At 37.9% G+C, this 25,522-nt stretch carries 27 protein-coding genes and 1 pseudogene; 4 read left to right on the top strand and 24 right to left on the bottom strand.

Going from position 1 to position 25,522, the window contains the following annotated elements; genetic code table 11:
- Positions 1-137 precede the first annotated feature (137 nt).
- Positions 138-621 (top strand): annotated as a pseudogene (locus ACLIJJ_RS16330) (DMT family transporter).
- A gap of 372 nt (positions 622-993) precedes the next feature.
- Here the strand turns inward: ACLIJJ_RS16330 and ACLIJJ_RS16325 are convergent.
- The 9 genes from ACLIJJ_RS16325 to ACLIJJ_RS16285 form a co-directional block, all read right to left on the bottom strand.
- Positions 994-1,179 carry a hypothetical protein gene (locus tag ACLIJJ_RS16325; RefSeq protein WP_233315413.1) on the bottom strand — a complete coding sequence of 62 codons (186 nt, stop codon included), beginning with the start codon at positions 1,177-1,179 and terminating at the stop codon, positions 994-996.
- A gap of 121 nt (positions 1,180-1,300) precedes the next feature.
- On the bottom strand, positions 1,301-1,483 hold the full coding sequence (locus tag ACLIJJ_RS16320; protein ID WP_233315414.1) for a PspC domain-containing protein: 183 nt from the start codon (positions 1,481-1,483) through the stop codon (positions 1,301-1,303).
- A gap of 32 nt (positions 1,484-1,515) precedes the next feature.
- Complete coding sequence (locus ACLIJJ_RS16315) at positions 1,516-1,992, bottom strand: small multi-drug export protein (RefSeq protein WP_233315415.1); 477 nt, start codon at positions 1,990-1,992, stop codon at positions 1,516-1,518.
- 76 nt (positions 1,993-2,068) lie between these two features.
- On the bottom strand, positions 2,069-2,404 hold the full coding sequence (locus ACLIJJ_RS16310) for an MmcQ/YjbR family DNA-binding protein (protein ID WP_233315416.1): 336 nt from the start codon (positions 2,402-2,404) through the stop codon (positions 2,069-2,071).
- Positions 2,405-2,445: 41 nt separating this feature from the next.
- On the bottom strand, positions 2,446-2,658 hold the full coding sequence (locus tag ACLIJJ_RS16305; protein ID WP_233315417.1) for a DUF6366 family protein: 213 nt from the start codon (positions 2,656-2,658) through the stop codon (positions 2,446-2,448).
- Positions 2,659-2,757: 99 nt separating this feature from the next.
- On the bottom strand, positions 2,758-3,528 hold the full coding sequence (locus ACLIJJ_RS16300; protein WP_233315418.1) for a PHP domain-containing protein: 771 nt from the start codon (positions 3,526-3,528) through the stop codon (positions 2,758-2,760).
- A gap of 30 nt (positions 3,529-3,558) precedes the next feature.
- Positions 3,559-4,368, bottom strand: coding sequence for an energy-coupling factor transporter transmembrane component T family protein (locus tag ACLIJJ_RS16295; RefSeq protein WP_233315419.1), 810 nt, complete (start codon positions 4,366-4,368; stop codon positions 3,559-3,561).
- Positions 4,347-6,050, bottom strand: a complete 1,704-nt coding sequence (locus ACLIJJ_RS16290) for an ABC transporter ATP-binding protein (RefSeq protein WP_233315420.1) — start codon at positions 6,048-6,050, stop codon at positions 4,347-4,349. Before ACLIJJ_RS16290 ends, ACLIJJ_RS16295 begins: the two co-directional genes overlap by 22 nt.
- Positions 6,047-6,904, bottom strand: a complete 858-nt coding sequence (locus tag ACLIJJ_RS16285) for a DUF8171 family membrane protein (protein ID WP_411411296.1) — start codon at positions 6,902-6,904, stop codon at positions 6,047-6,049. The genes ACLIJJ_RS16290 and ACLIJJ_RS16285 overlap by 4 nt, the downstream gene beginning before the upstream one ends.
- Positions 6,905-7,067: 163 nt before the next feature.
- Between ACLIJJ_RS16285 and ACLIJJ_RS16280 the strand changes: the two genes are divergently transcribed.
- On the top strand, positions 7,068-7,883 hold the full coding sequence (locus ACLIJJ_RS16280; protein WP_251647601.1) for a MurR/RpiR family transcriptional regulator: 816 nt from the start codon (positions 7,068-7,070) through the stop codon (positions 7,881-7,883).
- A gap of 44 nt (positions 7,884-7,927) precedes the next feature.
- Here ACLIJJ_RS16280 and ACLIJJ_RS16275 read toward each other — a convergent pair whose 3' ends face one another.
- From ACLIJJ_RS16275 to alsS, 11 genes are all read right to left on the bottom strand, one after another.
- On the bottom strand, positions 7,928-10,708 hold the full coding sequence (locus ACLIJJ_RS16275) for an alpha-L-rhamnosidase (RefSeq protein ID WP_489685869.1): 2,781 nt from the start codon (positions 10,706-10,708) through the stop codon (positions 7,928-7,930).
- Positions 10,698-12,038: an MFS transporter gene (locus ACLIJJ_RS16270; protein WP_237942536.1), complete on the bottom strand. Its 1,341-nt coding sequence runs from the start codon at positions 12,036-12,038 to the stop codon at positions 10,698-10,700. Before ACLIJJ_RS16270 ends, ACLIJJ_RS16275 begins: the two co-directional genes overlap by 11 nt.
- 205 nt (positions 12,039-12,243) lie before the next feature.
- Entirely contained in the window at positions 12,244-12,501 is a 258-nt protein-coding gene (locus ACLIJJ_RS16265) for a DUF2798 domain-containing protein (RefSeq protein WP_237942534.1), read from the bottom strand.
- Between the two features lie 23 nt (positions 12,502-12,524).
- Positions 12,525-12,851 (bottom strand): antibiotic biosynthesis monooxygenase family protein, encoded by a 327-nt coding sequence (locus tag ACLIJJ_RS16260; protein ID WP_233315426.1) that lies wholly within the window; start codon positions 12,849-12,851, stop codon positions 12,525-12,527.
- Positions 12,852-12,975: 124 nt separating this feature from the next.
- A complete protein-coding gene (locus ACLIJJ_RS16255) occupies positions 12,976-13,416 on the bottom strand; it encodes a MarR family winged helix-turn-helix transcriptional regulator (RefSeq protein ID WP_237942532.1) in 441 nt (146 codons plus the stop codon).
- 155 nt (positions 13,417-13,571) lie between these two features.
- Entirely contained in the window at positions 13,572-13,940 is a 369-nt protein-coding gene (locus ACLIJJ_RS16250; RefSeq protein WP_411411294.1) for a DUF2750 domain-containing protein, read from the bottom strand.
- Positions 13,941-14,153: 213 nt separating this feature from the next.
- Complete coding sequence (locus ACLIJJ_RS16245) at positions 14,154-15,590, bottom strand: glycoside hydrolase family 1 protein (RefSeq protein WP_233315428.1); 1,437 nt, start codon at positions 15,588-15,590, stop codon at positions 14,154-14,156.
- Positions 15,591-15,891: 301 nt separating this feature from the next.
- Positions 15,892-16,791, bottom strand: coding sequence for an NAD(P)/FAD-dependent oxidoreductase (locus ACLIJJ_RS16240; protein ID WP_411411293.1), 900 nt, complete (start codon positions 16,789-16,791; stop codon positions 15,892-15,894).
- A gap of 62 nt (positions 16,792-16,853) precedes the next feature.
- Positions 16,854-17,297, bottom strand: coding sequence for an Rrf2 family transcriptional regulator (locus ACLIJJ_RS16235; RefSeq protein ID WP_237942528.1), 444 nt, complete (start codon positions 17,295-17,297; stop codon positions 16,854-16,856).
- Between the two features lie 196 nt (positions 17,298-17,493).
- Positions 17,494-18,267, bottom strand: a complete 774-nt coding sequence (gene budA, locus ACLIJJ_RS16230) for an acetolactate decarboxylase (protein WP_411411292.1) — start codon at positions 18,265-18,267, stop codon at positions 17,494-17,496.
- A gap of 51 nt (positions 18,268-18,318) precedes the next feature.
- On the bottom strand, positions 18,319-20,034 hold the full coding sequence (gene alsS, locus ACLIJJ_RS16225) for an acetolactate synthase AlsS (protein WP_411411291.1): 1,716 nt from the start codon (positions 20,032-20,034) through the stop codon (positions 18,319-18,321).
- A 152-nt stretch (positions 20,035-20,186) separates the two neighbouring features.
- On the opposite strand from alsS, the gene alsR reads away from it, so the two are divergent.
- Positions 20,187-21,074 (top strand): acetoin biosynthesis transcriptional regulator AlsR, encoded by an 888-nt coding sequence (alsR, locus tag ACLIJJ_RS16220; RefSeq protein WP_237942524.1) that lies wholly within the window; start codon positions 20,187-20,189, stop codon positions 21,072-21,074.
- Between the two features lie 92 nt (positions 21,075-21,166).
- On the opposite strand, the gene ACLIJJ_RS16215 is transcribed toward alsR, so the two are convergent.
- Positions 21,167-22,090, bottom strand: a complete 924-nt coding sequence (locus ACLIJJ_RS16215) for a LysR family transcriptional regulator (protein WP_341080642.1) — start codon at positions 22,088-22,090, stop codon at positions 21,167-21,169.
- Between the two features lie 131 nt (positions 22,091-22,221).
- Between ACLIJJ_RS16215 and ACLIJJ_RS16210 the strand changes: the two genes are divergently transcribed.
- A complete protein-coding gene (locus ACLIJJ_RS16210) occupies positions 22,222-23,265 on the top strand; it encodes a 2,3-butanediol dehydrogenase (protein ID WP_233315434.1) in 1,044 nt (347 codons plus the stop codon).
- Positions 23,266-23,308: 43 nt separating this feature from the next.
- Here ACLIJJ_RS16210 and ACLIJJ_RS16205 read toward each other — a convergent pair whose 3' ends face one another.
- From ACLIJJ_RS16205 to ACLIJJ_RS16195, 3 genes are read right to left on the bottom strand one after another with little or no spacing between them, the layout of a single operon-like run.
- Positions 23,309-23,689: a VOC family protein gene (locus ACLIJJ_RS16205; RefSeq protein ID WP_237942519.1), complete on the bottom strand. Its 381-nt coding sequence runs from the start codon at positions 23,687-23,689 to the stop codon at positions 23,309-23,311.
- Positions 23,690-23,713: 24 nt separating this feature from the next.
- Positions 23,714-24,274: a maltose acetyltransferase domain-containing protein gene (locus ACLIJJ_RS16200; RefSeq protein ID WP_237942517.1), complete on the bottom strand. Its 561-nt coding sequence runs from the start codon at positions 24,272-24,274 to the stop codon at positions 23,714-23,716.
- Between the two features lie 25 nt (positions 24,275-24,299).
- Positions 24,300-25,499, bottom strand: a complete 1,200-nt coding sequence (locus ACLIJJ_RS16195) for an MFS transporter (RefSeq protein WP_237942515.1) — start codon at positions 25,497-25,499, stop codon at positions 24,300-24,302.
- Positions 25,500-25,522: the final 23 nt, after the last annotated feature.

The following is a 25,522-nucleotide window of genomic DNA, read 5'->3' as shown; positions in this document are numbered from 1 at the left end:
AAAATTTTCCGAAATATTTGTCAACCAAAAAATTCTGCCGCTCTATACTACTTCAATTTTTTTTATCCCATTAACATGGAGTTAACTCCAGCCATTAGGATAATAACTGCACTATTATATAAAAGGTTGTATGTAAGATGTTAAAAATCATTATTTCTATTATTATGGTCACATTTATTTGGGGTTATTTATGGGTTCCGATGAAAATCAGGCTTAACTATATGCCTCCTTTCCTTTTTACTGCCTTGCGTCTTTTAATTGGCGCTATCCCATTATTTATTGTCCAAGCTGTCCGAAAAACCGAAAAAAGCTGACTGGGGTAAATTAATAATTATGAGTACATTGATGTGCTTAGGTTATTATGGATTATCTACATTTGGCATGCAGTTTGTCAGCTCAGGCCTATCTTCTGTACTAGTTTATACCATGCCTATTATAAGTGTACCAGCTCATTATTTCTTAAATGAAAGATTAACAGCTAAAAAAACGACAGGGTTCGTTATTGGGGCCATAGGACTCTTCCTCATTATTGGTCCACAAATAAAACATCTAAGCTTTGACCGAACAGTTTTGGGAGAAGGTCTAATTGTTCTGGCTGCCTTCTTTTGGGCATGTGCCTAATTACGACACAATAAAAATGACTACATGGCAAATGCTAATAGGCGGATGTTTCCTGTTTGTCATTGTAGTTTTAACGAATCCATTACTGATATTACTTTTGCTCCGCCTTTAATTTGGTCATTATTATACAGTGGCTTATTCTTGTGAGCAGTAAAGAAGGACTAGATCAATTTGATGATTTTAAGCATAATAGCAGCAAATATTTTTCGCGGTAGAAGCTTTTGTAGCTATCGTCTTAAATTATATGAAGAAAACGACCAATCAATTATGATTACACCATAACGAAATTTCCGAGCAAAAAAGAAAGTTTCAAATAAAATTCCTTTCCTAGATAAAAACAAAAATCTCCCCTGCATCCTGCGGGGAGCTTCATCATCTTGCACTATGCTTTTCTTTTCTTCTCCTTCTTGTAAACTTTCTGAGATTAACAACACCTATACTCATCATAGAAAAACCTACCAGTTTATAAATAATCGTTTTAACCAATTCATCATGAAAGGTAATACTAAGCAAAATACTGCCAATAATAATAAGAATAACTGCAAAGACTGCTCGCAATGTAATTTAATCTCCTTTAATCAAGCACTTATTATATTGCTTTTTTAATTATCATTTGTTTATATATGATGCTGAAAACAAGATGAAACATATTGAAAGTCACCCTGTTATCAAAGAAAAATTATAAGGATGGAGGACTATCGCCCATTATATTTACTAAAATTAAATAAATCAGTACATTTCCAGGCAAAAAGATAAATACCAATCTTACCGAAAAAGAAGAAATGCCAAAGTGCTCAGCCAGTCCTCCGCAAACACCGGAAATTGATTTGTCTGTTGCTGATTTTCTGATAGTGTGTTTCACGATTCATTCCCCCATCCTATATAATCTAGTTATTAATAATTAATAAGGTACGGAAGGCCATAAACAGAGGCAATGGTTGTAACAACAGACCAAATTACTAGACTAATACCAAGCCAAGAAATCACTCTAACTTTAGATAATCCGAATAAAAGTGCCATTAGCGCAGCTAAATCTGTTCCAAGAATGGCGGGTGAAAGTAATGCAAATACGGGAAGACCGTATTTTTCCCAAATATGTCTTGCTCTTGTTTCTCTTTTAGTTGGCTCTAATTTCCCCTTTTTTTGTCTCCGTCTATTTCTCCAGTCAGAGATTTGTTTAAAGAATATTGCAAAAACTAACACCATAAGAAAATTCCCTAAAAAAGCAATTATACCGACAGCAACAGGTGACATATCTAACAAAATTCCAGCTGGAATAAGGTAAAAAACATCAAGGAATGGCAATAAAGAAACGATAAATAACGCCGCATATTGCCATATTCCATCTGCCTGTTGAACCCAATCCATCATCTAAAACAGCTCCCTTAATTTTTGGTTAATATTTAATACGACTCATGATGGAAAAAGTTTCTATAATCTGCGCGTTTTATCGTTTTTTACTAGTCAGCCGGTAGCTTTGTTGAATCATATCAGATATTTCAGCCTGTGGAACTGAACCATCAAGAATTATTGAATTCCAGTGGTTTTTATTAAGATGAAATGCCGGTACTACTGAGTCATGGATTTGACGCCAATACTCGAGAAAACCAGGCTCTGCTTTTACATTAATCCAAATACGTTCATCTTTTTCAAAGATCCACGCAAACACTTTCTTATTTTCTTTATGACGGATTACCGTCCAATTCTTATCACGAAACGGGTAATCTTCATATGTATTTTCTAAACGCAAACAAAAATCAATTGCTTCCTTTCTGCTTTCCATTGTTGCCCCTTTTCCAAGGATTAAATTTCTGTCCTTTCCATTTAACCTAATAGAGATACTACTATAACTGCAATAATGATGACAAGAATAAGTATTCCCGTGCCCTTCCCCCCTAAGCTGCCGACTAAATCAACGAGGCCGCCAGTCTCTGCTCGATTGAAAGAATCACGCAAATTTCCTGCTGGATTTCCTTTTATCTCTTGTTGTCGTAATCTTTCTCGTTTTCGCTCCGCTGTTTCTTTCGTTTCTTTCATGTAACTCCTCCGCCTCTTACTTTTTTTACCATTATAACATATTAATTTGCTTCTTTTATTACAGCAAAAAAAGAGACTGCCATAAGCAGTCTCCATTATTTATTTAATTGCTTCTTTTTTAGCAAGCAGCTGCTTCAAGAGCTTTTTAGCTAATGTGGCCGAACGGACACGCAGATGAAGATCAGGTGAAATCTGTACTGAATACTGTCTATTCTGAATTGCTGTCTTTAATTCTGTAATCGTCGAACAGTCTGTTTCTAATTGGTTATAAACGGAACCGTATTGAAGAAATTGATGTGTATCACTTCCGGCAACAACTGGAATATCTAGTTTATCAGCCAGCCAATATACACTTTCGCTGTTTTCTTCTATGCCTATCGAATAGAGGTCTTTTCCATTTAAGTCAAGCGCATCTAGTCTTTTTAACTGGCCCGGATCATGCTGGGTAAGAGGTGTGCTTGGCCGGAAGGGATGACCGCCAATTTTGACTGCATGATATGAATCAGCAAGATCGATTAAGGCAGCAAGTGAGATGAAATTCTCCTCCTCTAAATGAGATTGCAGCTTATTAAACATCTGCACAATAGATTGACGATTACTTATGATAAGAATATGTCCAACTTCTTTTACATCTACCTCCATTCCGGGGAAGATCTTAATCCCTTCTACTTCATAATAGTCTTCTATATAAGCATAATGACGATCCAAATAGCTATAAACGTCCAGAAAGTTTTGAGTATTAAAATGCTCAGTCAGTGCAATGGCATTTAATCCAGCATCTCTTGCCTCTTTTAACATTGTCGTAAAATAGTCTGGTGAAAACTCCGATTTCTTAGAAATTTTCACATGTGTATGTAGATCTATCTTCATGATTTTAAGCTCCTTTAAGATTATTAGTTTTTAAGAAAATAAAAATAACGAAATAACATAAAGACTGCTGATTGCTAAAAATACGTAATCATTTTTGCGAATTTTTAGTGATTGCAGCTTTAATTTTTTTACATCAGGATTTTTGAAAGCATTTCTGCTCCCTTTTGTTTCAAGCGCTTCCACCGTTGTTCTTGCACGTTTTGCAATGCTGAGCAGAAGAGGATAAAAGGACAAGACTGCCAGCTTAATAAAGTAACAGGTTATTCTCCAATACAGAAATCCCTGCCTTTGTGGTGCTCTCCCTCTTAACCTATATGACATAAACACATGGTTATATTCCTCAAGGAGCAACGGAAGCATTCTGTATCCGTAGGAAATCGAAAATGAAACTTGGCCTGGCACCCCAATACTTAATAAACCTACACTCAGTTTTTCAGGGCTCATTGAACAAAAAACCGTAATACTTGCAAGGGATATGACTGCCAGCTTAACGGTCAGTGTGATTAAAGGCAATAATACAATGAAATCTCCGCCAAAAAATAATGTGGCAATAATGAGATAGCCCCCTTGACCGAGGATTCCCAGAATCAATACAACTAAAATCAGCCTGCTCACTTTCGTCATTACAGTTGTCACAATGGTGGCAGCAAGCATTCCTGTTAAAATAGCTGCATTATGGATAAACCATGGTGCAATTCCGAAAAAACCATACCAGATAAATAGGATACGCGGGTCTAATTTTGCAATGAACGTATTATCATTCGCATAAGCTGTGTTCATTAATTCGATTTTCATTTGCTCTACATTCAGCTTGTCTATCATGTTTTTTGCATAATCCATCCTGGTTCCTCCTGAAAAAGTTCAATAAATGAGTCAATCGTATATTTCGCAGGAGTTATGTTTAATTGATGCGATAACTCCACAATTTGCGGTGGAATGATTCCTGCCCTTCTCATCAGCATAGGGTTAGAAAATAATCCGTCTTTATTGCCATCATAAATAATTTGGCCATTATTCATTACCACCACACGTGTCGCCCACTCACTGACAAGCTGCATATCATGGGTAGCCATTAAAACTAGCTCCGTTCTGTCAGCCAATTTATCAATAAATTGAATTAACTGCTTGCGTGTGGCAATATCAAGATTGGCTGTCGGTTCATCAAGCAAGATAACAGCTGGATCCATAGCAGCTCCTATAGCTAAAGATGCTCTCCTCTGTTGGCCACCACTCATAAGCCTGCTGTCTTTATTCTGCAATTCTGTTAAATGAAAAAGTTCAAGAATATAATCTACGGTTTCTTCATATCCCTTTCGGTTACGTGCTTTTAAATAGAATTCCACATCTTTGCGGACAGAATCTTCAATAAACATCTGTTCTGGATTTTGATAGATATATGTGACAATATCTGCAAGCTTTTCTGGCGACTGTTTTGCAGTAAGCTTTCCCTTTACGTAAACTTGGCCTGATTGAGGCTTGCGAAAGCCTGTCAATAACCGAAGCAGCGTGGATTTTCCAGCACCATTATTGCCGACGATTGCCACCTTCTCGCCTTGATAAAACGAGATATTTATGTTTTCTAGTATCTTTTTATACGACCGCTCCACCGTTTGATAGGAGAAATCTACCTCTTTAAATTCTGCTACTGGTTTTGATATGGATGAAGAACTGACACCATTACTACTAGACAATTCGTGTCTTTTAAACTCTGCAAAGGTATCACAAGCTTCTCTTAGCGTAATTGGCAATGTTTCAAGTTTAAGTGCGTTTGCTGCCTGAGTTACTTGCGGTGGAAAAATATTGCGTACCGTTAAGTCAGAAACTGCAGTCAGCGCTTCTTTAACAGATTTCTTCCAGACAATCTTCCCTTTATCTAATAACAGCACTTCAGAGCAATATTCAGCAATAAACTCTGTATGATGTTCAATCACAATTATCGTTTTATTGTGCTCGCAATGAAGCTTTCGCAATATCTCATACATCTGCTTTGCATGGTATGGGTCAAGCTGTGCAATCGGTTCATCTAATACAATAATTTCCGGATTTAAAGCGAGACATCCTGCCAAAGCCAGCAAATGCTTTTGCCCTCCGCTCAGCTGCCACACAAATTCGTCCTCATAATCTTGTAAACCGACAATTGTAAGGGCGTTCCGTGCTCTTTCCAGATAATCGGAATAACCAAAATGCAATGGAGCAAAGGCTGCATCCTCTAAAACCCGCGCCTGGACGATTTGGTTTTCGAAATCTTGATACACATAGCCAACATGCTCAGACAGCTCTGCTACCGTACTTGTTGCCGAATTTAGACCATTAATGACCGCTTCTCCTTCAAAATCGCCTGAATAATAATGAGGAATTAAGCCGTTTAAAAGCTTGCATAGTGTCGACTTCCCGCTTCCATTTCCTCCAATAACAGCTAAAAACTCTCCTTTTTCTACTGTCAGATGGACATCCTTAAGGATTGGTTCTTTCTCGTTTGGATAAGTAAAGCTTACATTCTTTATGTCTATTAATGAGTTCATGCTGCTTTATTCCTTTCCTTCTTAGAACGTTTTAAAAGAGCAATAATGATAGAAACAGTGACTATTGCGGCAACAACGATGGAAATCAGTGTTAGCATCGATTCTGACAAACTTGAAAAGGATGCCTCCCATTCGAATATGTTTAAATCTGTTTCTGATAAGTACTCAAAACCAAATGCAGCCATTGCCAATACAATAGAAGGAATAATTAACTTCGGATGCAAGATACCCGTAATAGCATAAGAATTATCAGGCGTCCGCGGCTTCATACCTAGCAATGGTTCTATCTTGCCGTAAAGGCGCGGGACAAGATACAGTGTTGGCAGTAAGGTAAATAAGATTCCGGAAAATAGAATATCATTCAGGAAAGAAAAGCCCTCTACTACTACAACACTTTCGGCAAGACCTGGAAGTGTTTCAAAATCATCTACCCCTATCCATACTTTTCCAATATCAACCATCATGCTGATTAATTGATGAATAGTTACTCCAGTTATCGCAGCAATCCCAACCTGCCGTTTATTTCTTGGATCTTTGACCATTATTCCAGCTATATACATGGCTAGAGAAAAAGAGATAAACTTCTCCAGCTCGCCAAACCCTCCGAATTGACCGAGCATTATTTCTCCGAAGATAATCTCTCCTAATGCCGCACCAACACCAGCAATTAGCGGGTGAAACAAGATACATAATGTAAGAGGAATAAAAGCAAAGTACTCAATGGAAAATTCGACTGGGCCTAAATAAATGGAAGGTACAAGTTCAGTAATCATGTTGGACAGGCCGTAAAGTGACATAGACAAAATAAAAACCATCATTTTTTGTGACTGGGTAAGTGTGTACTTTTGTTTCATAGTGCTAGCTCCCTTCTTAGTTAAACTTCTATTTCATTGTAAGAAGGCAATATAAATATCCGATATGACAATTGTAAGAATACTGTAAACTTTTTATCATTTTCTTACATTTTGATATTTTTTTATCACTTCATGCTACGATGAAAGAAAAAGGAGAGAATCGATGTTTGACCTAAATTCGTTGTCACCAAGTCATTGCAGAGTTGGAAATTGGATTGTTCACAATGAATCTGCTGTTCTTATTTCTACTGAAAAGGACATAGCAAAGGCAGCCGGTGTTAGTATTGCTTCTGTATCTCGTTTTTGGAATGCAGTCGGCTTTAAAAACTTGAAGGAATTCAAACAATTTTTGAAGGAAAAACGAGATGTTACACCAGCTAAAAAATTGCTGAACACGATGACAGATTTAGAATATTCCAACTTGCAAAGCCATCATTTAAACCGGAGTATTCAGCATCTGCAAGCTACCTTGAATTTTTTCCAAAAAGAGACGTTTGAACAGGCGGTATCTTGCATTCGCAACACTAATAAGTTATTTATCTATGCTCCTGGTCCTTCTTTTGGTTTAGGTGAGCTATTATGCTATCGGCTGCGCCGTTATGGACGGGATGTACGGATTATCCGGTGGCTGGGGAGTGAAATAATGGAGGAGCTTATACACATCGATGAGCATGATTCTGTTCTGCTCTTCAGCTTTGGAAGGCTTTTGAAGGAGGCAGAGGTGCTCCTAAAGCATGCTAGTCAAAAAAAATGTAAAACCATTGTTGTCAGTGATCAATCTGTATTGGAAGCTCCTGTAAAGTTTGACATTTTGCTTTATGCAGATAGAGGCGAAAAAAATGAATTCCATTCGATGATTGCCCCTCTTTTTCTGATGGAAAATTTGATTGTGGAAATAGGCAAATCAGGTACATCATTAAAAAATATGGAGCAGCTTGATTTACTTCGTAAAAGATTTAAAAATTATCTGCCTCGTTAAAAAAAACAACATCCTGTCTGTTTGGGAAGGATGTTGTTTTCTTATCATGATTGGGGAACATAATTGTCAGCAAAATCAAATTGATAAGAACCGCTGCCAATTTGAATTTGTAAACGTTCATTTTCATCATTTTCAAGGACTGTACCATTTAATCGTATATTTGATTTATGTGACAGCACAACTGTTGCTGTCGTATTAGCAGGCACCTCAACAATCAATGTCACCAAATTGTCTGTTTTTGTCCAAGAGGAGCTTAATTTTCCGTACTTCGTATTTATTTCAGCAGCTGCCGACGTTAATCCACAATCTGTATGTGGTTCAATGATGCTCGTTTTATATCCAGGCTCGCCTGGATTAATCCCGGCAATATAACGATATAACCAATCCCCTACACAGCCAAAAGCATAGTGGTTAAAGGACATATGGCCGACCGTTCCGTCTGGAGCAATTGCAGACCACGACTCCCAAATCGTTGTTGCTCCATTTTCCACCTCATATAACCAGGAGGGACATTGTGTTTGAAAAAGCAAACGGTAAGCTGTTTCGTGCTCGCCCTCTTTACACAACACATCCATTAAGTATGGAATCGATAAAAAGCCCGTGTCTAACTTATATCCATTCTCTTTAATTAATTGAATCAGCTGGTTTACTACGAGAGGACGTTTACTATCCGAAACCATATTCATTTGCAGCGCTAAAATATAGATGCCTTGTGTAGGTGAGGATACTCTGCCGTTCTTATCTATATACTCTTCTTCAAAGGCTTTTCGAATCTGTTGATTTAATTCCTCATACATAGCTGCTGTTTCTTTTTTGCCAAGGATAATGGAAATTTTCGCTAAAAGCAAAGCCGAATTGGCATACAAGCATGTGGCTACAAGTTCTTTTGTCTTAAGTGCACTTTCAATTGGATCCTTCATGCTTGGTATGAGCCAATCTCCAAAGTGGAAGCCTGTGTTCCATAAATATTTTTGCCGATTTAAGCGAACAGCATCTTGTTCATCCTTTAAACTGTCAGGGATTTCTGACTCTGCTGTTTGCCGAACATAATTCAACCACTTTGTCATTGCAGCATAGTTCTCTTCTAAAATTCTTGTATCACCATATCTTTCATACAGCACCCATGGGACGATAATGATAGCATCTCCCCAGCCTGCACTAGAAAGATTTCCAAAACTAGCTTTACTTTCACTCACATAATATTTTCCAGTTGGTACATAGTTAGCAATTTGCCCGTCAGGAAACTGTTCTAAACGAACATCCTTAAGCCACCTCGTTAAGAAGGAAGAAACATCCATATTATATGCAGCTGTAGAAGCAAACACTTGAATATCACCTGTCCATCCAGCCCGTTCCCGCTGCGGACAATCTGTCGGGATCGACAGCATATTTGTTTTTTGGCTCCACTGAATGTTTTGCTGCAGGCGATTTAGGCGCTCATCTGAACAAGTGAAGTTCCCTGTCATCTCCATATCGCTGTATAAAACAACTGCTGTAATATCTTCTGTTTGAATAGGTGTAGGATGACCAGTTACTCGCACATACCGGAAGCCATGGAACACAAAGCTTGGTTCATATGTCTCTCTGTCATCTCCTTTTGCCACATAAAAGTTCGTTTGATCTTTATTTCTGCCCATAATATTCATAAAAAATTTGCCGTTTTCATCTAATACCTCACTATGCTCAAAAATTATCCTTGTATCTCTAGGAACAGTCATTTGAATACGCATGCGGCCAGCGATCACTTGGCCAAAATCAATGATTTGAGCTCCATCCTCTTCATAATGTATTTCTCGGGGAGCAATTTCCTCCATTGCTTTTACAACAGGACCATATTGGGCAGAAAGATTTCCCAAGGAATATTCTGCTCTTTTAACCGGAGTCCATTCTGCAGCAACATACTCTGCACAGCTCCAATTCTCTTGCTCTAGACGGGCATCATAGCTTTCGCCTATAAACAAATCAGCATATTGCCAAGGTCCTGAGCTTGACACAAACTGTTCATCTGAGGTGATAATTTCTTTCGTTCCATCCTCTAATTCAATCTCTAATTGGAGCAGCACACCTAATTTATTACCATATTGGCAGCTATGGCCTGTTAACTGAATCCGGCCGATATACCAGCCATCTGCCAATTCTACACCAAGGGCATTTTCTCCTTTGTTTATATATCCAGTCACATCGTATGTCTGATATTGCAAATGAACATTATATGCTGTAAAGTCTGGAGCAAATTCAATATTTTCTAGTTTCCGCCCGTTTAGTTCCAGCTTATAAATACCATGACTTGTTATATAGAGACGGGCTTTTTTTACCGTCTTATTAATTGTAAACAATCGTCTTAACCGCTTTGGCGGATGAAGATTTTTTGTTCTTTCCTCAAGACTCTCCCCCTTTAACGCTCCTGAAAATATGTCTTGAACAGTAATCTCCGCTTCCTCAACTGCCTCTTGCTGCTCTGGTTCTATCCATGCTGCCAGCCAATCTTCTTTGCATAATAAACCCATTTCCAGATTTTGCGGCACACTCCAATTTGTCTCATTTCCATGATTATCCCATATCTTAACTTGCCAGCTGTAACGTGTTCGAGACTGGAGGGGAGAGCCATTATATTCAATCCATACTGACTGATCCGTTTCTACTTTGTTTGAATTCCATACTTTTATCCCCTGCTCATCTGTCACTATAATGTGATACGCCGTTTGCAAAACATTATGATTAGATGAAAGAATTGTCCAGCTAAATCGTGGTTTCATTATATCTATTCCCATTGGGTTTACCTGGTTTTCTACTTTTAAGTTATCCACCTTAACCTTACAACACATTGGAACGGTCACCTTCTATCTGTGAGTTTATTGCTTCTGCCTTATTGGAGTTATAAAACACCATTAATATAGAAAACAAAAGGGCACAAGCTGCTGGTATTAATGCAGATGTTACGAGAATTCCTTCTAAGCTTTGAGGAGTTGGCGCATTGCCTGTTTGATAGCCATATGCAGCTAACACAAAGCCAGCAAGACCGCCGGCAAGGGAAGTTCCCAGCTTTTGAATAAAGTTGTAAAGAGAATAATAAACACCTTCTATATGCAACCCATTCCTTTTAATAGAATAGGAAATGGCATCTGGAAGCATGCCCCAACCAGCAAACATCGTTAATCCAGTCAATGTTCCTGCCATAATATTAAGCGTTAAAACCAGTGGAATATTGCTTACTGGTGTAAAGTAAATCAAGAGAAAATCTATAACAGTAAATGCACCTACAAGAATATAATATTTTTTCATGCCTATCCTCAATGCGAGCAATGGAGACAAGAATGTTAAAACTAACCCGATAATTCCGCCAATACCAGAAACGATACTGAATAGATTGGCATTGCCTACATTATAGATAAAGTAATAGATACCGGCAGCACCGCGAATTCCTAAGCTAAGCTGGGCCAATAGGAACGAAGCACATAATATCAAGAATGGAATATTTGTCATGACAGTTTTCAGTGCAAGTCTTAACGGTACTGATTTGTTATCCGTATTTGTAACCTGTTCTGTTGTTCCCCTAAAACAAAGTAGAATAAAAATGATCGCTAACATTCCTAATGATGCTCCCATAAAAAAATAGCCGCTCTTTTCATTTGGAAACAAACTAACAATCGGAACAGTAATAACTCCTGCTACAGCTGCAGCGATTCCTGAGAACATAACCAAGTATTTAGAAAGATGTGCTCTTTCTTGAATATTATCTGTCATTACTGTGTTTAAAGCTGCATGAGGAATGCTGACAATACTGTATAAAATGCTAATCAATAAATATAAAGTGAAAGCATAAAAAATCTTTCCTGACTGAGAAAAAGCAGGAGCATAGAATAAGAATGCAGCGCAAGCTCCGTAAGGAACCGCTCCAAATAGCAAGTACGGTCGCAGCTTTCCCCATCTAGTCCTCGTTTTATCCACTAAAAAACCAAAAGGCAGATCAAACAGCGCATCTACAAGGCGAACGATTAAAAGGATAGCACCAGCTGTTGTCGCCGGAATCTGCAGTACATCTGTATAAAAGTACAAAAGATACATCGATATAAAGATATAAACAAAATCCTTACCGAAAGCACCCATGCCAAAAGCAAGCTTTTCTTTTAATGCAAGTGAACCAGTATTCTTCATATTAAAACCCCCTTTAACCTTAATTTGTAAACGTTATCATATTTATCATATAAGGATTAAAGCAAATTTTTAATATCAAAATATATCTCGTTTTATGGCAAATGATAACCTTAATGAAAAAAAACTGCTTCACTATCATCATAAAAATAGAACAAAAAAGCGAAGCTTAAGTCTATGTAAAGACAGCAGCTTCGCTTATTAGTAATTATATCCCTTTTGTCTCTTTAACCTTCGTTTCCACAAAGCTAATTTTTATCATAATCTTATGGATAAATTTTGGGAAGAAGTAAGCTCCAAAAAATGCACAAATGAATGCTTGTCCCCACATTTTTAACCATTGTGGGAGAAAATGACTGCTGTATCCAAAATTAATGGATACAAGAATAAAAGAAATAAATACGCTCATACTTAACGACATAAAGAATGCAAATACAAGCTGTTTATATTTTATATGAATCTTCATAAATACCCCTTACAAAATTCTTATTATAAAGCAGAAACCTCTACCGTTTCGTATTGAACAATCGTCTTTTTCATCACAGGCTTCTCACTAATGCCTTGTTTCTTCTGTTTAATCATTTCTTTATGCTCGTTAACATGCTCTTCTCTAGATAACCATGCTGTGAAGTCCTTTTTTGCTGTCCATTTTGAGACAATTACATATTCGACTGTATCGGTTTTTTCTTTTTTCCAAAACTCAACAGCATGCAATCCTTCTACACCACTCAAGTCCTCTTGCGTTTTTTTCATCTTGTTTATTAATTTATCTTCATTGTGCTTCTCCCCTTCAAAATGGGCCTGATTAACAAACATTATGAATACCTCCTTTATATTATTAAATAATTATCTTACTAACTAAGATATTAGTTAGTAGTAAAGTTATCATTGTTACTGATAATAGTCAATGAGAATTTATATCAATTAATGATAATATTAGTTATTTTAGTTTTTTATTTAATTTACGAAATACGTTTAACATTTGATCAATTTCTGTTTCCTCTAAATCTTGCAGAAGTTCTACAAACGCAGTTGCTCTGCTTTCAATAATTCGATCAACAATTTTCTTTCCTTCAGGTGTTAAAGTAAGCTCTACGACTCTTCGATCACTTGCAGACCTTTGACGATTGATTAAATCATGCTTTAATAACGTATCAGTTAATACCGTTCCCCCACCTGATGTTATCCCTAAATATTTAGTAATATCGGATGCTGTGCAAGTCTTGATTCTGTACAAATAAGTCAAAATTAAGATGTGACCATCACTAAGATTGTATTCTGTTTTCGGGAAAAAATTATGCTGTGTTTTCGTTTTACTAAAAATATTTTCAAACAGCTCCTGAAATTCTTTCAGTTTCTTAAATCGTTGCTCAGACTCCATATCTTCCTCCATGTCCATATATTAAAGGGCAGCAGCATCATTCAACAGCGGCTCCCCCACCTCAAAGTCAATATAAAAATAAAGTCTAACTCAAATATTTTTTCACCTGCTGTTATATTCAAAATCTTAATGATAATGAAACTTATGCGTATCCGTTAAATATTACGTATCATTTCTATTATTTCTTCCCTTGTTTGAATACTTGCATCCTTTTGGTTTGGAAAGATAGCTGCTGCACCGCCGTCATTTTCCGCATCAATTAGCAGCTCCTCTATGAATTGGCTCAATGGCATGTTAAATGCTTCATATGGATCCTCTAAATGGGTTGACTCCATTTCGGCAAAGCTTCTGCTTGGCCAGACTGGCAGTACAAAAGAATACTGTTCATCGCCTTCTAATACTAATAAGTCATCTTCTTCATTACGCAATAGCCAGACTTGTTCATCTGTTGCCACAACACCGTAGAAATAGGCCATTCTTTTATCAGCAGGACGATTTAACATAAACTGTTTAATTAACTTCATCACAGGTCATTCCTTTTGCAGTATATTTTTAAAGAAAATACCAAATAAAACAATAAGTTACTAGATTTATTTTTACTCTAGCAGGATAATAACCACTATCAAGGCATATATTTATTAACTTCCTAGAAGACTATATACCTTTGTAGTGAAGGCCGTTAAGGAATAAATGCCTATAACAAAAGCGCTTGGGATAATCCCAAGCGCTTCATATTATTACAGATTTTCACCATTTGTTGCAATTACATCTTTATACCAGAAGAAGGATTTCTTCTTGCTGCGGTCAAATGTACCGCTTCCGTCATCATGTTTATCTACATAGATATAACCATAACGCTTAGACATTTCTCCTGAAGATGCACTTACTAAGTCAATACAGCCCCATGAAGTATAACCCATTAACTCAACACCGTCTTCGATAGCTTCACCCATCGCTCTAATATGTTCACGAAGGTAATCAATGCGGTAATCATCGTTAATAGAACCATCTTCTTCTACTTTATCGTATGCGCCTAGACCATTTTCTACAACGAACAATGGTACTTGGTAGCGGTCATACAGATTGTTTAAAGAGATGCGAAGTCCAGTCGGGTCAATTTCCCAGCCCCATTCACTTGCATTCAAGAATGGGTTTTTAATTCCGCCGATAAGGTTACCTTGTGATTTTTCCTCATCTGTTTTAACCTTTTTCTCTGTACGAGACATATAGTAGCTTAAGCTGATGAAATCAACTGGATATTGCTTTAACAATTCCAAGTCGCCATCTTCAATCTTCAGATTAACGTTATTTTCTTTAAAGTAGCGCTTGGCAAAAGTTGGATATGCTCCTCTTACTTGAACATCACCACACAGATAGTTAAACACTTGCTCCTCTTTAATAGCATGAAGCACATTTTCAGGGTTGCTATCATACGCATAAACTGGTGCGTAAATTAACATACAGCCGATTTGTGCATCAGGAATAATTTCATGTCCTGCTTTAACTGCTAAGCTGCTAGCAACAAATTGGTGATGCAAACCTTGGAAGCTGTCTTGCAGCTTTGTTTCCTCGTTTTCAGGAGAGAAGCCTAGTCCTAAAATAGGCATATGTGTTGCACCATTGATTTCATTGAATGTTAACCAGTATTTTACTTTGTCTTTATAGCGGTTAAATAACACTGTTGCATAACGCTCAAAGAATGTAACTAGTTCACGGCTTCTCCAGCCACCGTATTCTTTAATTAAGTGAAGCGGTGTTTCATAGTGAGAAATAGTAACAACTGGCTCAATACCATATTTAGCTAGTTCATCAAAAACTTTGTCATAAAATGCTAGGCCTTCTTCATTCGGCTCTAGTTCGTCGCCATTTGGGAAGATACGAGACCAAGCAATACTCATGCGGTATGCTTTAAAGCCCATTTCAGCAAATAGTGCAATATCTTCTTTGTAACGATGATAGAAGTCAATTCCATCATGGTTTGGATATACATATTTTGATTTATCGATTTCAAAATCAAAGCCAGTTTGAGCGATAACTTTTAGACGGACTTTTCCACCTGGCAATACATCTGCTAGGTTTAGACCTTTACCGCCTTCATTATATCCACCTTCTAATTGGTTGGCAGCAGTAGCTCCGCCCCATAAAAAGTTTTCTGGAAAGTTAAGTTTTGACATGAGTGACTTCCTCCTATTTTAACTAAGATCTAGTAATAGATTTTGTAATATCTAACCTAATGATACTATTATCAGCTGAAAAAAACTGGTCTGAAAGAGACTAGTTTTGTAATTTGCATTTTTATCAAAAGTAAATATAGTAAAGGCTATGTAAGAAAGTTTAACTTAGTAAAAGACGAGCTAATTAGTTATTTAACTGGCTTCTGTTACTATTCCCATACTTCTGAGTTCCTACCATATTAAATAAAAATAGGGCCATTTCTTATAGGCCCTTGTCCGTTATATTTTAAGAATTACATTTTTAAAAGTCCTCATTCACTAAATCACCAACAACTGCCATAGCGGCTTTGCTTCCCTCTGCTGCTGCAACAATCAATTGAGCTGGCGCAATAACAGCATTATCTCCGCATGCGTACACTCCTGCAATATTCGTTCGGCCAGAATTGTCTGTTTCGATTCCGCCCATATTGTTCAAACTGCATCCTAATACTTGTGCTAACGGTGATGCCTGTTGCAAACCTGCTGTTACAAAGCCTCCAGCTCTTGCAATTTCTCTCCCGCTTTTCAATATAATATGGCGAAGCTGCCCTTTATCTCCTTCTAAGTATTCTATCTCTTCTTCAATTAATTCTATATTGTTATTAGCTAATAACTGCTTTTGCTCGTTTGTAAAAACAGCTTTTCCGTTTGTACAAACAACAACATCTTTGCTCCAATTGTATATCATCTTTGTTATATGAAAAGCGCGCTCATTTTCTGATATCACAACTAATGGGCGGTCTTTCAATTCCCAGCCATCACAAAATGGACAGCTGAATATGCTTGTTCCATAGTAATCATGTATACCTTTAATGTTTGGCAATATATCTTTAAGTCCTGTTGCCAGAATTATCTTACGCGATTGATAGGTTAGGCCGTCACTTGTTAGAATAACAAAATGATTATTTTCTGTTTTTATATCGTATACCCTTTGATTTTTTATGGTTATTTCCGGGTATGCCTTTAAATCTTCCAAAGCAATCTGTTTAAATTCTGAAGGTTTTATCTTATCTCTAGTAATAAAACCGTGAGATTCATGTGTAACAGCATTTCTTGGTTTGTTTTCATCAAATAAAATGATCTTCTTTTTCGCTCTTCCTAATACAAGTGCGGCATTTAATCCTGCTGGTCCTCCGCCGACTACTACACAATCTAGTAACATAATCCAGTTCCTCCTATTAAATATATTAAAGACTCTTAATATCTGTAATTACACAAAAAAAATTACTTTAAGTCTGTAACTACTGTTTTTCCTTTTTTTGTTTTTTCTAATTTTGCAGCAATATCAATGATGTACTTATTTGCCAGCTCATCAGCCATATTTCTTTCTGCTTCCATCATGACATTTTCAATTAAACATACACCATTTTTAGCATCCTCATGCTCCCGCGAACAGCTGAACAATGATGTTTTCCCTTCAATTGCCTGAATTACATCTAAAAAAGAAATTTCACGTGAATGTTTCACAATACTATAGCCGCCATTCACTCCCGGAGTTGATTCAATTAGGCCAGCTTTCACTAATTTAGTTAATATCTTTGACAAATATGTCGGGGAAAGATCTTGGATTTTAGCTAATTGCTCTACTCCAACTAACTTTCCTTTCGGCATTAATGATAGATATACCATTGTATGCAAAGCGTAGTTAGTAGCTTTTGAATATTTCATAAAAATCCCCTTTAAGCATATTAAAGACCTTTGATGTCTATTATTAATAGTAAACTAAAAAAGGATATATAACAAGTTATTTCACTTTATCAATATTTATTCCTAAAAAAGGCCAAAACTACAATACTATCACTTGCTGTTCTTAAACTAAAAAAGCGAGGCCCGTTATAGTTCAGGCTTCGCTTTTTACGTAAAATTATCTCTTTTCTGGACTTCCTTCTGCTTCGGCGATATCATTGGCGAGATCAGCGCGATCTAAATCGGCTTTAAAAAACTCTTCTGTCTGAGGCAGTCTTAAGTTCATTATTTGTTTTTTACAAATACGAATTGTGACGTTCTCTATCGTAAAATCGAAAACATGGCCGCCGCTTTTTCTGTCTTTATCAATAAAATGTAAATGGTAGCCAGCAACTGCTATACCATTTGCATATTGTGGTGTGCGGAATCCAGCAATCGTACCTTCTATATGCTCTAAATTAAAAATTGGCTGTGTTTGAACTGCCTCAATCATTGGTACATATGGTTTGCTTTGAGCTTCTACTGTTCTAGTTTGGACCTTTTTAAACGCACCGTCCATCCTAATAGCATAAAATACGTTTTTACTAGGAAGAATTTCGTCTAATTCTTCTCCTAATTGCTCTAATGTCAGGGGCCGATCCACACGATGAACGATTTCCGTTTCAAAGAATGTCAGGGAACAAAATGGCGATTTGTCGTTTTCTTTCACAGGTGTTGCTGTTCCATCTGAGCGGAGCCTGTAAAACTCTCCGTCAAACCCAATTAATTCTCCGTCTAATTTATTAAAAGTGCCAATCCCGAAATCTCCGTGTTCAGGTATTTCTCCTAAACTAAAGTCTCCGTCGTAAACGCCATCCAGAAGTGCAGTCATGGTGGATACTTGATAAACTTCCTGCTTTTGATCTTGTTCGTCTTTTATTATGTCAGCATGTATTGATTTAACCATCTCCATGCATAATCACCTCTATTCTTTAAAATTCACTTATAAATGGGATGTGGCATATTAGATGGAAGAATGCCACAGTTCTTTTTCCATCATTTGTTGTTTAAAATAATCCGGCCATTTTTGGTTAGCCAAATCCATATTCTCACTGTAGTCGATTGGAATATCAATAATCACAGGTCCTTCTTGCTTTAAGCCCTCTTCTATTACTCTTGCAAGCTCTTTAGGAGAGTTTACCCTAAGTCCTGTTGCTCCAAAACTTTCAGCATATTTAATGATGTCAACTTGCCCGAAATCGACACATGAATTGCGGTTATACTTCATTTTTTGCTGGAATGAAACCATATCATATGAGCTGTCATTCCAAACTAAATGCACAATGTTTGCCTTAACTCTGACTGCTGTTTCAAGCTCCATGCTTGAAAAGAGGAAACCTCCGTCTCCAGAAACGGAAACGACCTTTTCATCTGGATTTATAATGCTGGCCGCAATAGCCCATGGCAGGGCAACACCAAGTGTCTGCATACCATTGCTAATCAGCAGTTTATTAGGCTGATATGTTCGGAAATGACGAGACATCCAAATCCCATGAGACCCAATATCACATGTTACAGTTACATCATCTGCAATCTGCCTTCTTAACTCATGAATTACATTCAGAGGATGAGACAATCCGTTTTCTTCTACCGTTCGTGGGGCTTCCATTTCCGTGTGAAGCTCTTTTAGTCGAGAAAGAAAGTGTTTATTTTCTTCATTTAATCTAACTTGGGCAGAAAACATTTCCATTTTATCTGCAGTTGCCGGGATGTCACCAATCAATTCAAGAACAGGCTGATAATAATGGTCTGCGTCTGCTTGAATCTCATCGATATGAATAATAGGAGACTTCTTTTTATTCCAAAACTTCGGATCAAATTCGATAGGATCATAGCCGATAGAAAGAATTACATCTGCCTGCTCAATCAAAAGATCACCTGGTTGATTAGGAAAAAGACCGATTCGTCCATAATATTGATGCTCTAGCTCTCTTGAAAGAACGCCAGCTCCTTGATATGTTTCAACAAAAGGTATTTGGAGTGTTTGCAATAAGTTCCGGATAGCTTTGACAGCTGCCGGTCTACTTCCTTTCATTCCTACTATGGCAATAGGAAATTTTGCTGTTTGGATGTTTGTAACAGCTGCTCGAATGCTGCTTTCACAAGCAGGGCCGAGTGCTGGCACAAACAGCGGTGCTAAAGCTTCAACTGAAGTTTCTTCTGTGACGACATCTTGAGGAAAGCTGATAAATGCAGCACCAGCCTGGCCTGATTGAGCTGCCCGAAATGCATTAGTCAGTGCTTCTGGTATGTTTTTAACATCTTGTACTTCCACACTATATTTGGTAACGGGTTTAAACAAAGCTGCGTTATCTAGCGATTGGTGCGTACGTTTTAATCGATCCGTTCTAATGACATTACCAGCTATCGCAACAACTGGATCTCCTTCTGTATTAGCTGTCAACAAACCTGTAACAAGATTGGAAGCCCCAGGACCTGAAGTAACCAAGCATACTCCTGGAGTCCCTGTCAGCCTGCCTACGGCCGCTGCCATAAATGCTGCATTTTGTTCGTGTCTGCATAGAATTAATTCTGGGCCTCTGTCTTTAAGCACATCAAACACTGCATCTATCTTTGCACCAGGTATAGCAAATACATGTGTGACACCTTGAGCAATCAATGTATCAACAATCAGCTCAGCTCCACGTCTTGTAATGTTTGTTCCTTCGTGAGAATCCATTCTTTGTTCACTCCTTAAAAATTGAAATTCTTTCTATAAGTTGGAATTTCATGATATGATTTACTATACATTTCACATGATATTTTTTCCAATATCCATTTAATGTGTTATTGATATGTTTTACGAATGAATTAGTAAGGTGGGAATATATAATGGAGCTTAGACACTTGCAGTATTTTCAAACAGTGGCCGAGGAGCTTCATTTCGGAAGGGCGGCTGCCAGACTGAATATGACACAGCCCCCTCTTAGCCAGCAAATAAAACAGCTGGAGGAAGAATTGGGTTTCCCCCTGTTCCATCGCTCCAGTCGAGCTGTGGAGTTAACAACTGCCGGAGATGTGTTTTTAGGGCAAATTCGGTCTATCTTAAGTCAATTAGACAGAGCAGTTGATACAGCACGCCATACAGCCAGAGGCGAACTTGGAAAAATCATTATCGGCTTTGTCGGTACCGCTACATACGAAATTTTGCCGCCAGCTATTAAGGAATTTAGGACTATTTTCCCGTCAATTGATATTGAATTGCGGCAATTATCAGCGCCAAATCAGCTGAATGCGTTATTGAACGGTGATATTGATATCGGCTTTTCCCATCCTCCTGTAGCAAGCTGTGAGCTTATCAGCAGAAGCTTGAAAAAAAGTGAATGTGTGATTGCGATACCTAAAAATCATCGTTTAGCTGATAAACAAGCTGTTGCGATAACAGACATGATGAATGAACCGATTATCTCCTTATCGAAGGAGGCGTGGCCTTCCCTCTACGAGGACTTTATCCAACTATGCAATAAGCATGGATTTCAGCCGAATATTGTTCAAGAGTCCACTGAATACCAAATGGTAATTGGTTTAGTCACCGCTGGTATTGGCATTGCCGTTGTGCCTGACTCTGCTAAAAAGCTGTTTAATCTAGATGTGCTTTATAAAAAACTGGATCAGGAAGAACTAATAGCTGAATGGATTATTTCTTACCGGCGAGAAAATCATAACCCAGCTCTTTTTCACTTAGTTCACCATGTATTACAGCGCACGAGCTTATTTTAGCTCCTCTAAACCTTCTTCTAAACTATTAAAAAAGCTGCCCATCGGCAGCTGACAAAAGCTAAAAATGATAACGCTCTCTAACCATCTATCTTTTACATTTTACTCCCATTGTTAACATCGCTTGCTTTTATCGTTCGATGAATACGCTTTAAAAATTCTCTAATAATACGGGATAACCCATTGTTGGCATTATAAAAATAGCCAAAGGAATATGTTTTGTAATGAGGTTCTGCAAAGTTAATGACCACATATTTATCACTTCTTGATAATCCCGCATCTGTTTGAAAGGCATAATCAAATCCTATATTTATGGCAGTATTATTTTCAAGCGTATGACGTATGGTATCCACATTATTTGTTGTGAACAGGATATCGTAGGGGAGCGAGCTAAAACTCTTCATAAATTCCTGAATATATATATCATTGTAAAGAACGATAGGCTGGTTAATTAACATTTCTTGTTTAATGAGTTTGTTACGGGCCAATGGGGAGTCCTTATTAACCGCTACCACCATGTGTCCATCCAGCAGCTTCTTAAATACGAGATTCTTATACTTTTTTTCCTCTTTTTCGGTATAAGTTATAAAACCAACATCCACTTCCCCTTCTAGCACTTTCTCAATAATATACTCAGTGCTATTTTCATAGATAGATGCCTTAATATTCGGATATTCACATTTTATGTCAGAAATTAAACCAACGAGCATTTCCATCGGTCCAGGATATGTTGCAATCTTGATTTCACCATTCATTGTATTCGTGTAAGCTTCGGCCTCATCCATAAACTCCTGTAATTTCTGCAAAACTGAATTTGCCTTTTCCACAAGCTTTTGTCCCTCATCAGTCGGAACAGATCCTCTTCTGGAGCGATGAAAAAGCATAATATTTAATTCTTTTTCAAGATTTTTAATAGATTGACTCAACGCAGGCAGTGTTACATGCATATTATCAGCCGCCTCCTTTAGCGAGCCTGTCCGTGCTATTTCTACCATGTACTTCAGTTGTTCAATATTCATCAGTATCTATTCCTTTTAATCTCTTTAGTTAAGCAGCCCTTAACCATAGTTAATATTAACTAAATTTATCATAAGTGAAACTAGCTGTATACTAATATTTGTAAACAACATTACATAAGGAGCTGTTTTGAATGAAGGCATTGAGATGGCATAATCAAAGAGACATTCGTTTAGAGGAAATAGACGAACCAACAGTAAAACGTGGCCAAGTGAAAATGAAGGTTAAATGGTGCGGTATTTGTGGCAGTGATCTTCACGAGTATTTAGGCGGACCTATTTTTATTCCAGTTGATCAGCCTCATCCGTTAACAAAAGAGGTTGCTCCAGTAACATTAGGACACGAATTCTCTGGTGAAGTCGTGGAAATTGGCGAAGGAGTAACAAACTATCAAGTTGGCGACCGCGTTGTCGTAGAACCAATTTTCGCTACATATGGACACCAAGGGGCGTATAATCTTGATGAAAACATGGGCTTTTTAGGCCTTGCTGGAGGCGGCGGCGGTCTTAGTGAATATGTAGCTGTAGATGAAGAACTTTTATTTAAATTACCGGATGATTTGTCATATGAACAAGGTGCACTCGTTGAACCAGCAGCAGTAGCACTTTATGCTGTCCGTTCAAGCAGAGTGAAGGCCGGCGACAAAGTGGCAGTTTTCGGATGCGGACCAATCGGCTTACTTGTTATTGAAGCACTAAAAGCAGCAGGAGCTACCGATATATATGCTGTTGAGCTCTCTCCTGAAAGACAGGCAAAAGCAGAAGAGTTAGGAGCAATCATTATTGACCCGTCTAAAATTACAGATACTGTTGCAGAAATTGCCCGCTTAACAGACGGCGGTGTTGACGTGTCATTTGAAGTGACAGGTGTGCCAATTGTGCTTCGCCAAGCAATCCAATCTACCGGAATTGGCGGGGAAACTATCATTGTCAGCATATGGGAAAAAGGCGCCGAAATTCTGCCGAATGATATTGTTATTAAAGAGCGCACTGTTAAAGGTATTATCGGCTATCGCAATGTTTTTCCTGCAGTCCTGTCTTTAATGCAAAAAGGCTATTTTTCGGCTGAAAAGCTTGTGACGAAAAAGATTGCTTTAGACGATGTTATTGAAGAAGGATTTGAAAGCTTGATTAACGAAAAAAAGCAAGTGAAAATCTTAGTTAAATCAGAGCAATAATAAAAAAAGCAGGCTGTCTTTAACGACAGCCCTGCCCTGCACATTATACAGTTAACTCTAACAAGTTCCCTTCCGAATCTTCTATAACACTTTCATAATAGCCGTCACCAGTAACCCGAGGACCATTTACGTGACGATAACCGTCATTTTTTAATCTGGCGGTCATATCATCCACTGCCTCCCTGCTTCCTAAAGAGATGGCAATATGAGCCCAGCCGAGTATTTCCTCGTTGCTCTTCTTATCAATACCTGCTTTGCGCATTATCTCTAATCTTGCACCTGAGTCAAATGAAAGAAAATAAGACTCGAATTCTTTTACTTTATTATGATACTTGCTTGATGACTTACCATTAAAATACTTTTCATAAAAAGCTTTCGTCGCTTCCAAATCATTGACCCAAATGGCCACATGCTCTATTCTCATTTCTGAATCACTCCGTTTTCTGTATCATAGTTCAATATATTTAATGATTCTTGCCGGATTTCCACCAACGACTGCATTGTCTGGAACATCCTTTGTAACAACCGCACCTGATGCAATAACAACATTATTCCCTACTGTCACTCCTGGATTAATAATCGCACTGCCGCCAATCCAAACATTGTTTCCAAATGTGATTGGTTTACCATATTCCTTGCCTGAATTTCTGTCTGTTGGATGGAGCGGATGTGTTGCTGTGTAGATTTGCACACCTGGAGCCAGCATGCAGTTGTCACCAAAACGGACTTCACATACATCAAGAATAGTGCAATCGAAATTGGCATAAAAGTTTTCTCCAACATAAGTGTTTCTTCCATAATCAAAACGGATATTAGGTTCCATATAAATGTTTTGTCCTGTTGCCCCAAGTAAGTCTTTTAATAATGCAGTCCGTTTTTCGCCCTCCGTTTCTATTGTTTGATTATATAGCCTTACCTTTTGTCTTGCTTCCTTACGCTCACTAGTTAGTACTGGATCTGCTGGATCATACATTTCTCCCGCAAGCATCTTTTCTTTTTCTGTTTTCATGACGAGTCCTACCTTTAATATGTTTTTATAAAGCAGTTTTTGTATTTCTTTTTAATAGTTGGTTCAATTTTTCAGAACATAACAGCATTGCCGCAGCAAAGATAATGATACAAATTGGAAAGATTCCAATTGTTAAGGAAGATGAAATAAACCCAACGAGCGGCGGCATGAAGGTTGTGCCAGTATAAGCTAATGCCATTTGGTAGCCCATGATCGTTTGTGAATGTCTCTTTCCAAAACGGGCAGGCGTTTCATGAAGCATACATGGGAAAATCGGTGCTAACCCTAAGCCTATAATGATAAAGCCTATTAGTGAAAACAGTGATGGCAGTGGTAACAATAATATGATTGCACCAAGCAAGGCAATTAATTGCCCTGAACGTATTAATGTTCGATTAGTCAATTTGAAGGTGATAAACCCTGTTAAAAACCTGCCCACAGTAATTCCTGCATAATATAAGGAAACCCATTGTGCGGCAGATGCGGCACTTAGTCCTTTCACGTTTACGAGAAAACTACTGCCCCATAGCCCTAATGTTGCTTCCACTCCACAATAAAACAAGAACGTCGCCATAGCCAGTTTTACCCCTTTAACCTGTAAAGGCTTTAGCGCTTTTTCATCATCAACAGAAGCAGCTTCTAATAACTCTTCCTGTACAGATGTATTATGATTATTACCGACTCTTTTCCATAAAGGCAATGTGAACAAAAGAATGACTACTAATACAAATTGAATGGCAGAGATAACAAAATAGCCACTTCTCCACATATTTCCCTCTGAGATAAACTGAGCCATAATAATCGGGCCAAGAGTAGCCCCCACTCCCCAAAAGCAATGCAGCCAGCTCATATGATGGGCTTTATAATGAACAGCTACATAATCGTTCAAGCCTGTATCAACGGCCCCCGCTCCTAAACCAAGCGGGATAGCGCATACAATTAGCCAAACAACAGAGGGCGCAAAGCAAAATCCAAGCAAGGCAGCAGCTGTCATTAAAACACTGACAAATGTAACCTTGCCAGTTCCGAAACGTTTGAGCACCTTACCGCTGATTAAACTCGAGATAATTGTACCGCCCGCAATGACCATAAAAAGCAAGCCGGCAGTCTCAAGCGGTGCGCCAAGGTCTAATTGCATGACCGGCCATGCTGCCCCAAGCAGCGAATCCGGCAAGCCTAAGCTGATAAATGCCAAGTAAATAATGATTAATAGAAATAATGCCATAGTTAACCTCGCTCATCATTATT

It is taken from the genome of Niallia laureatilytica (assembly GCF_046613985.1).
Taxonomy (GTDB): Bacteria; Bacillota; Bacilli; order Bacillales; family Cytobacillaceae; genus Niallia.
The sequence above is the reverse complement of the archived record's forward strand: the minus strand, read 5'-3'. Positions and strand labels throughout refer to the sequence as shown.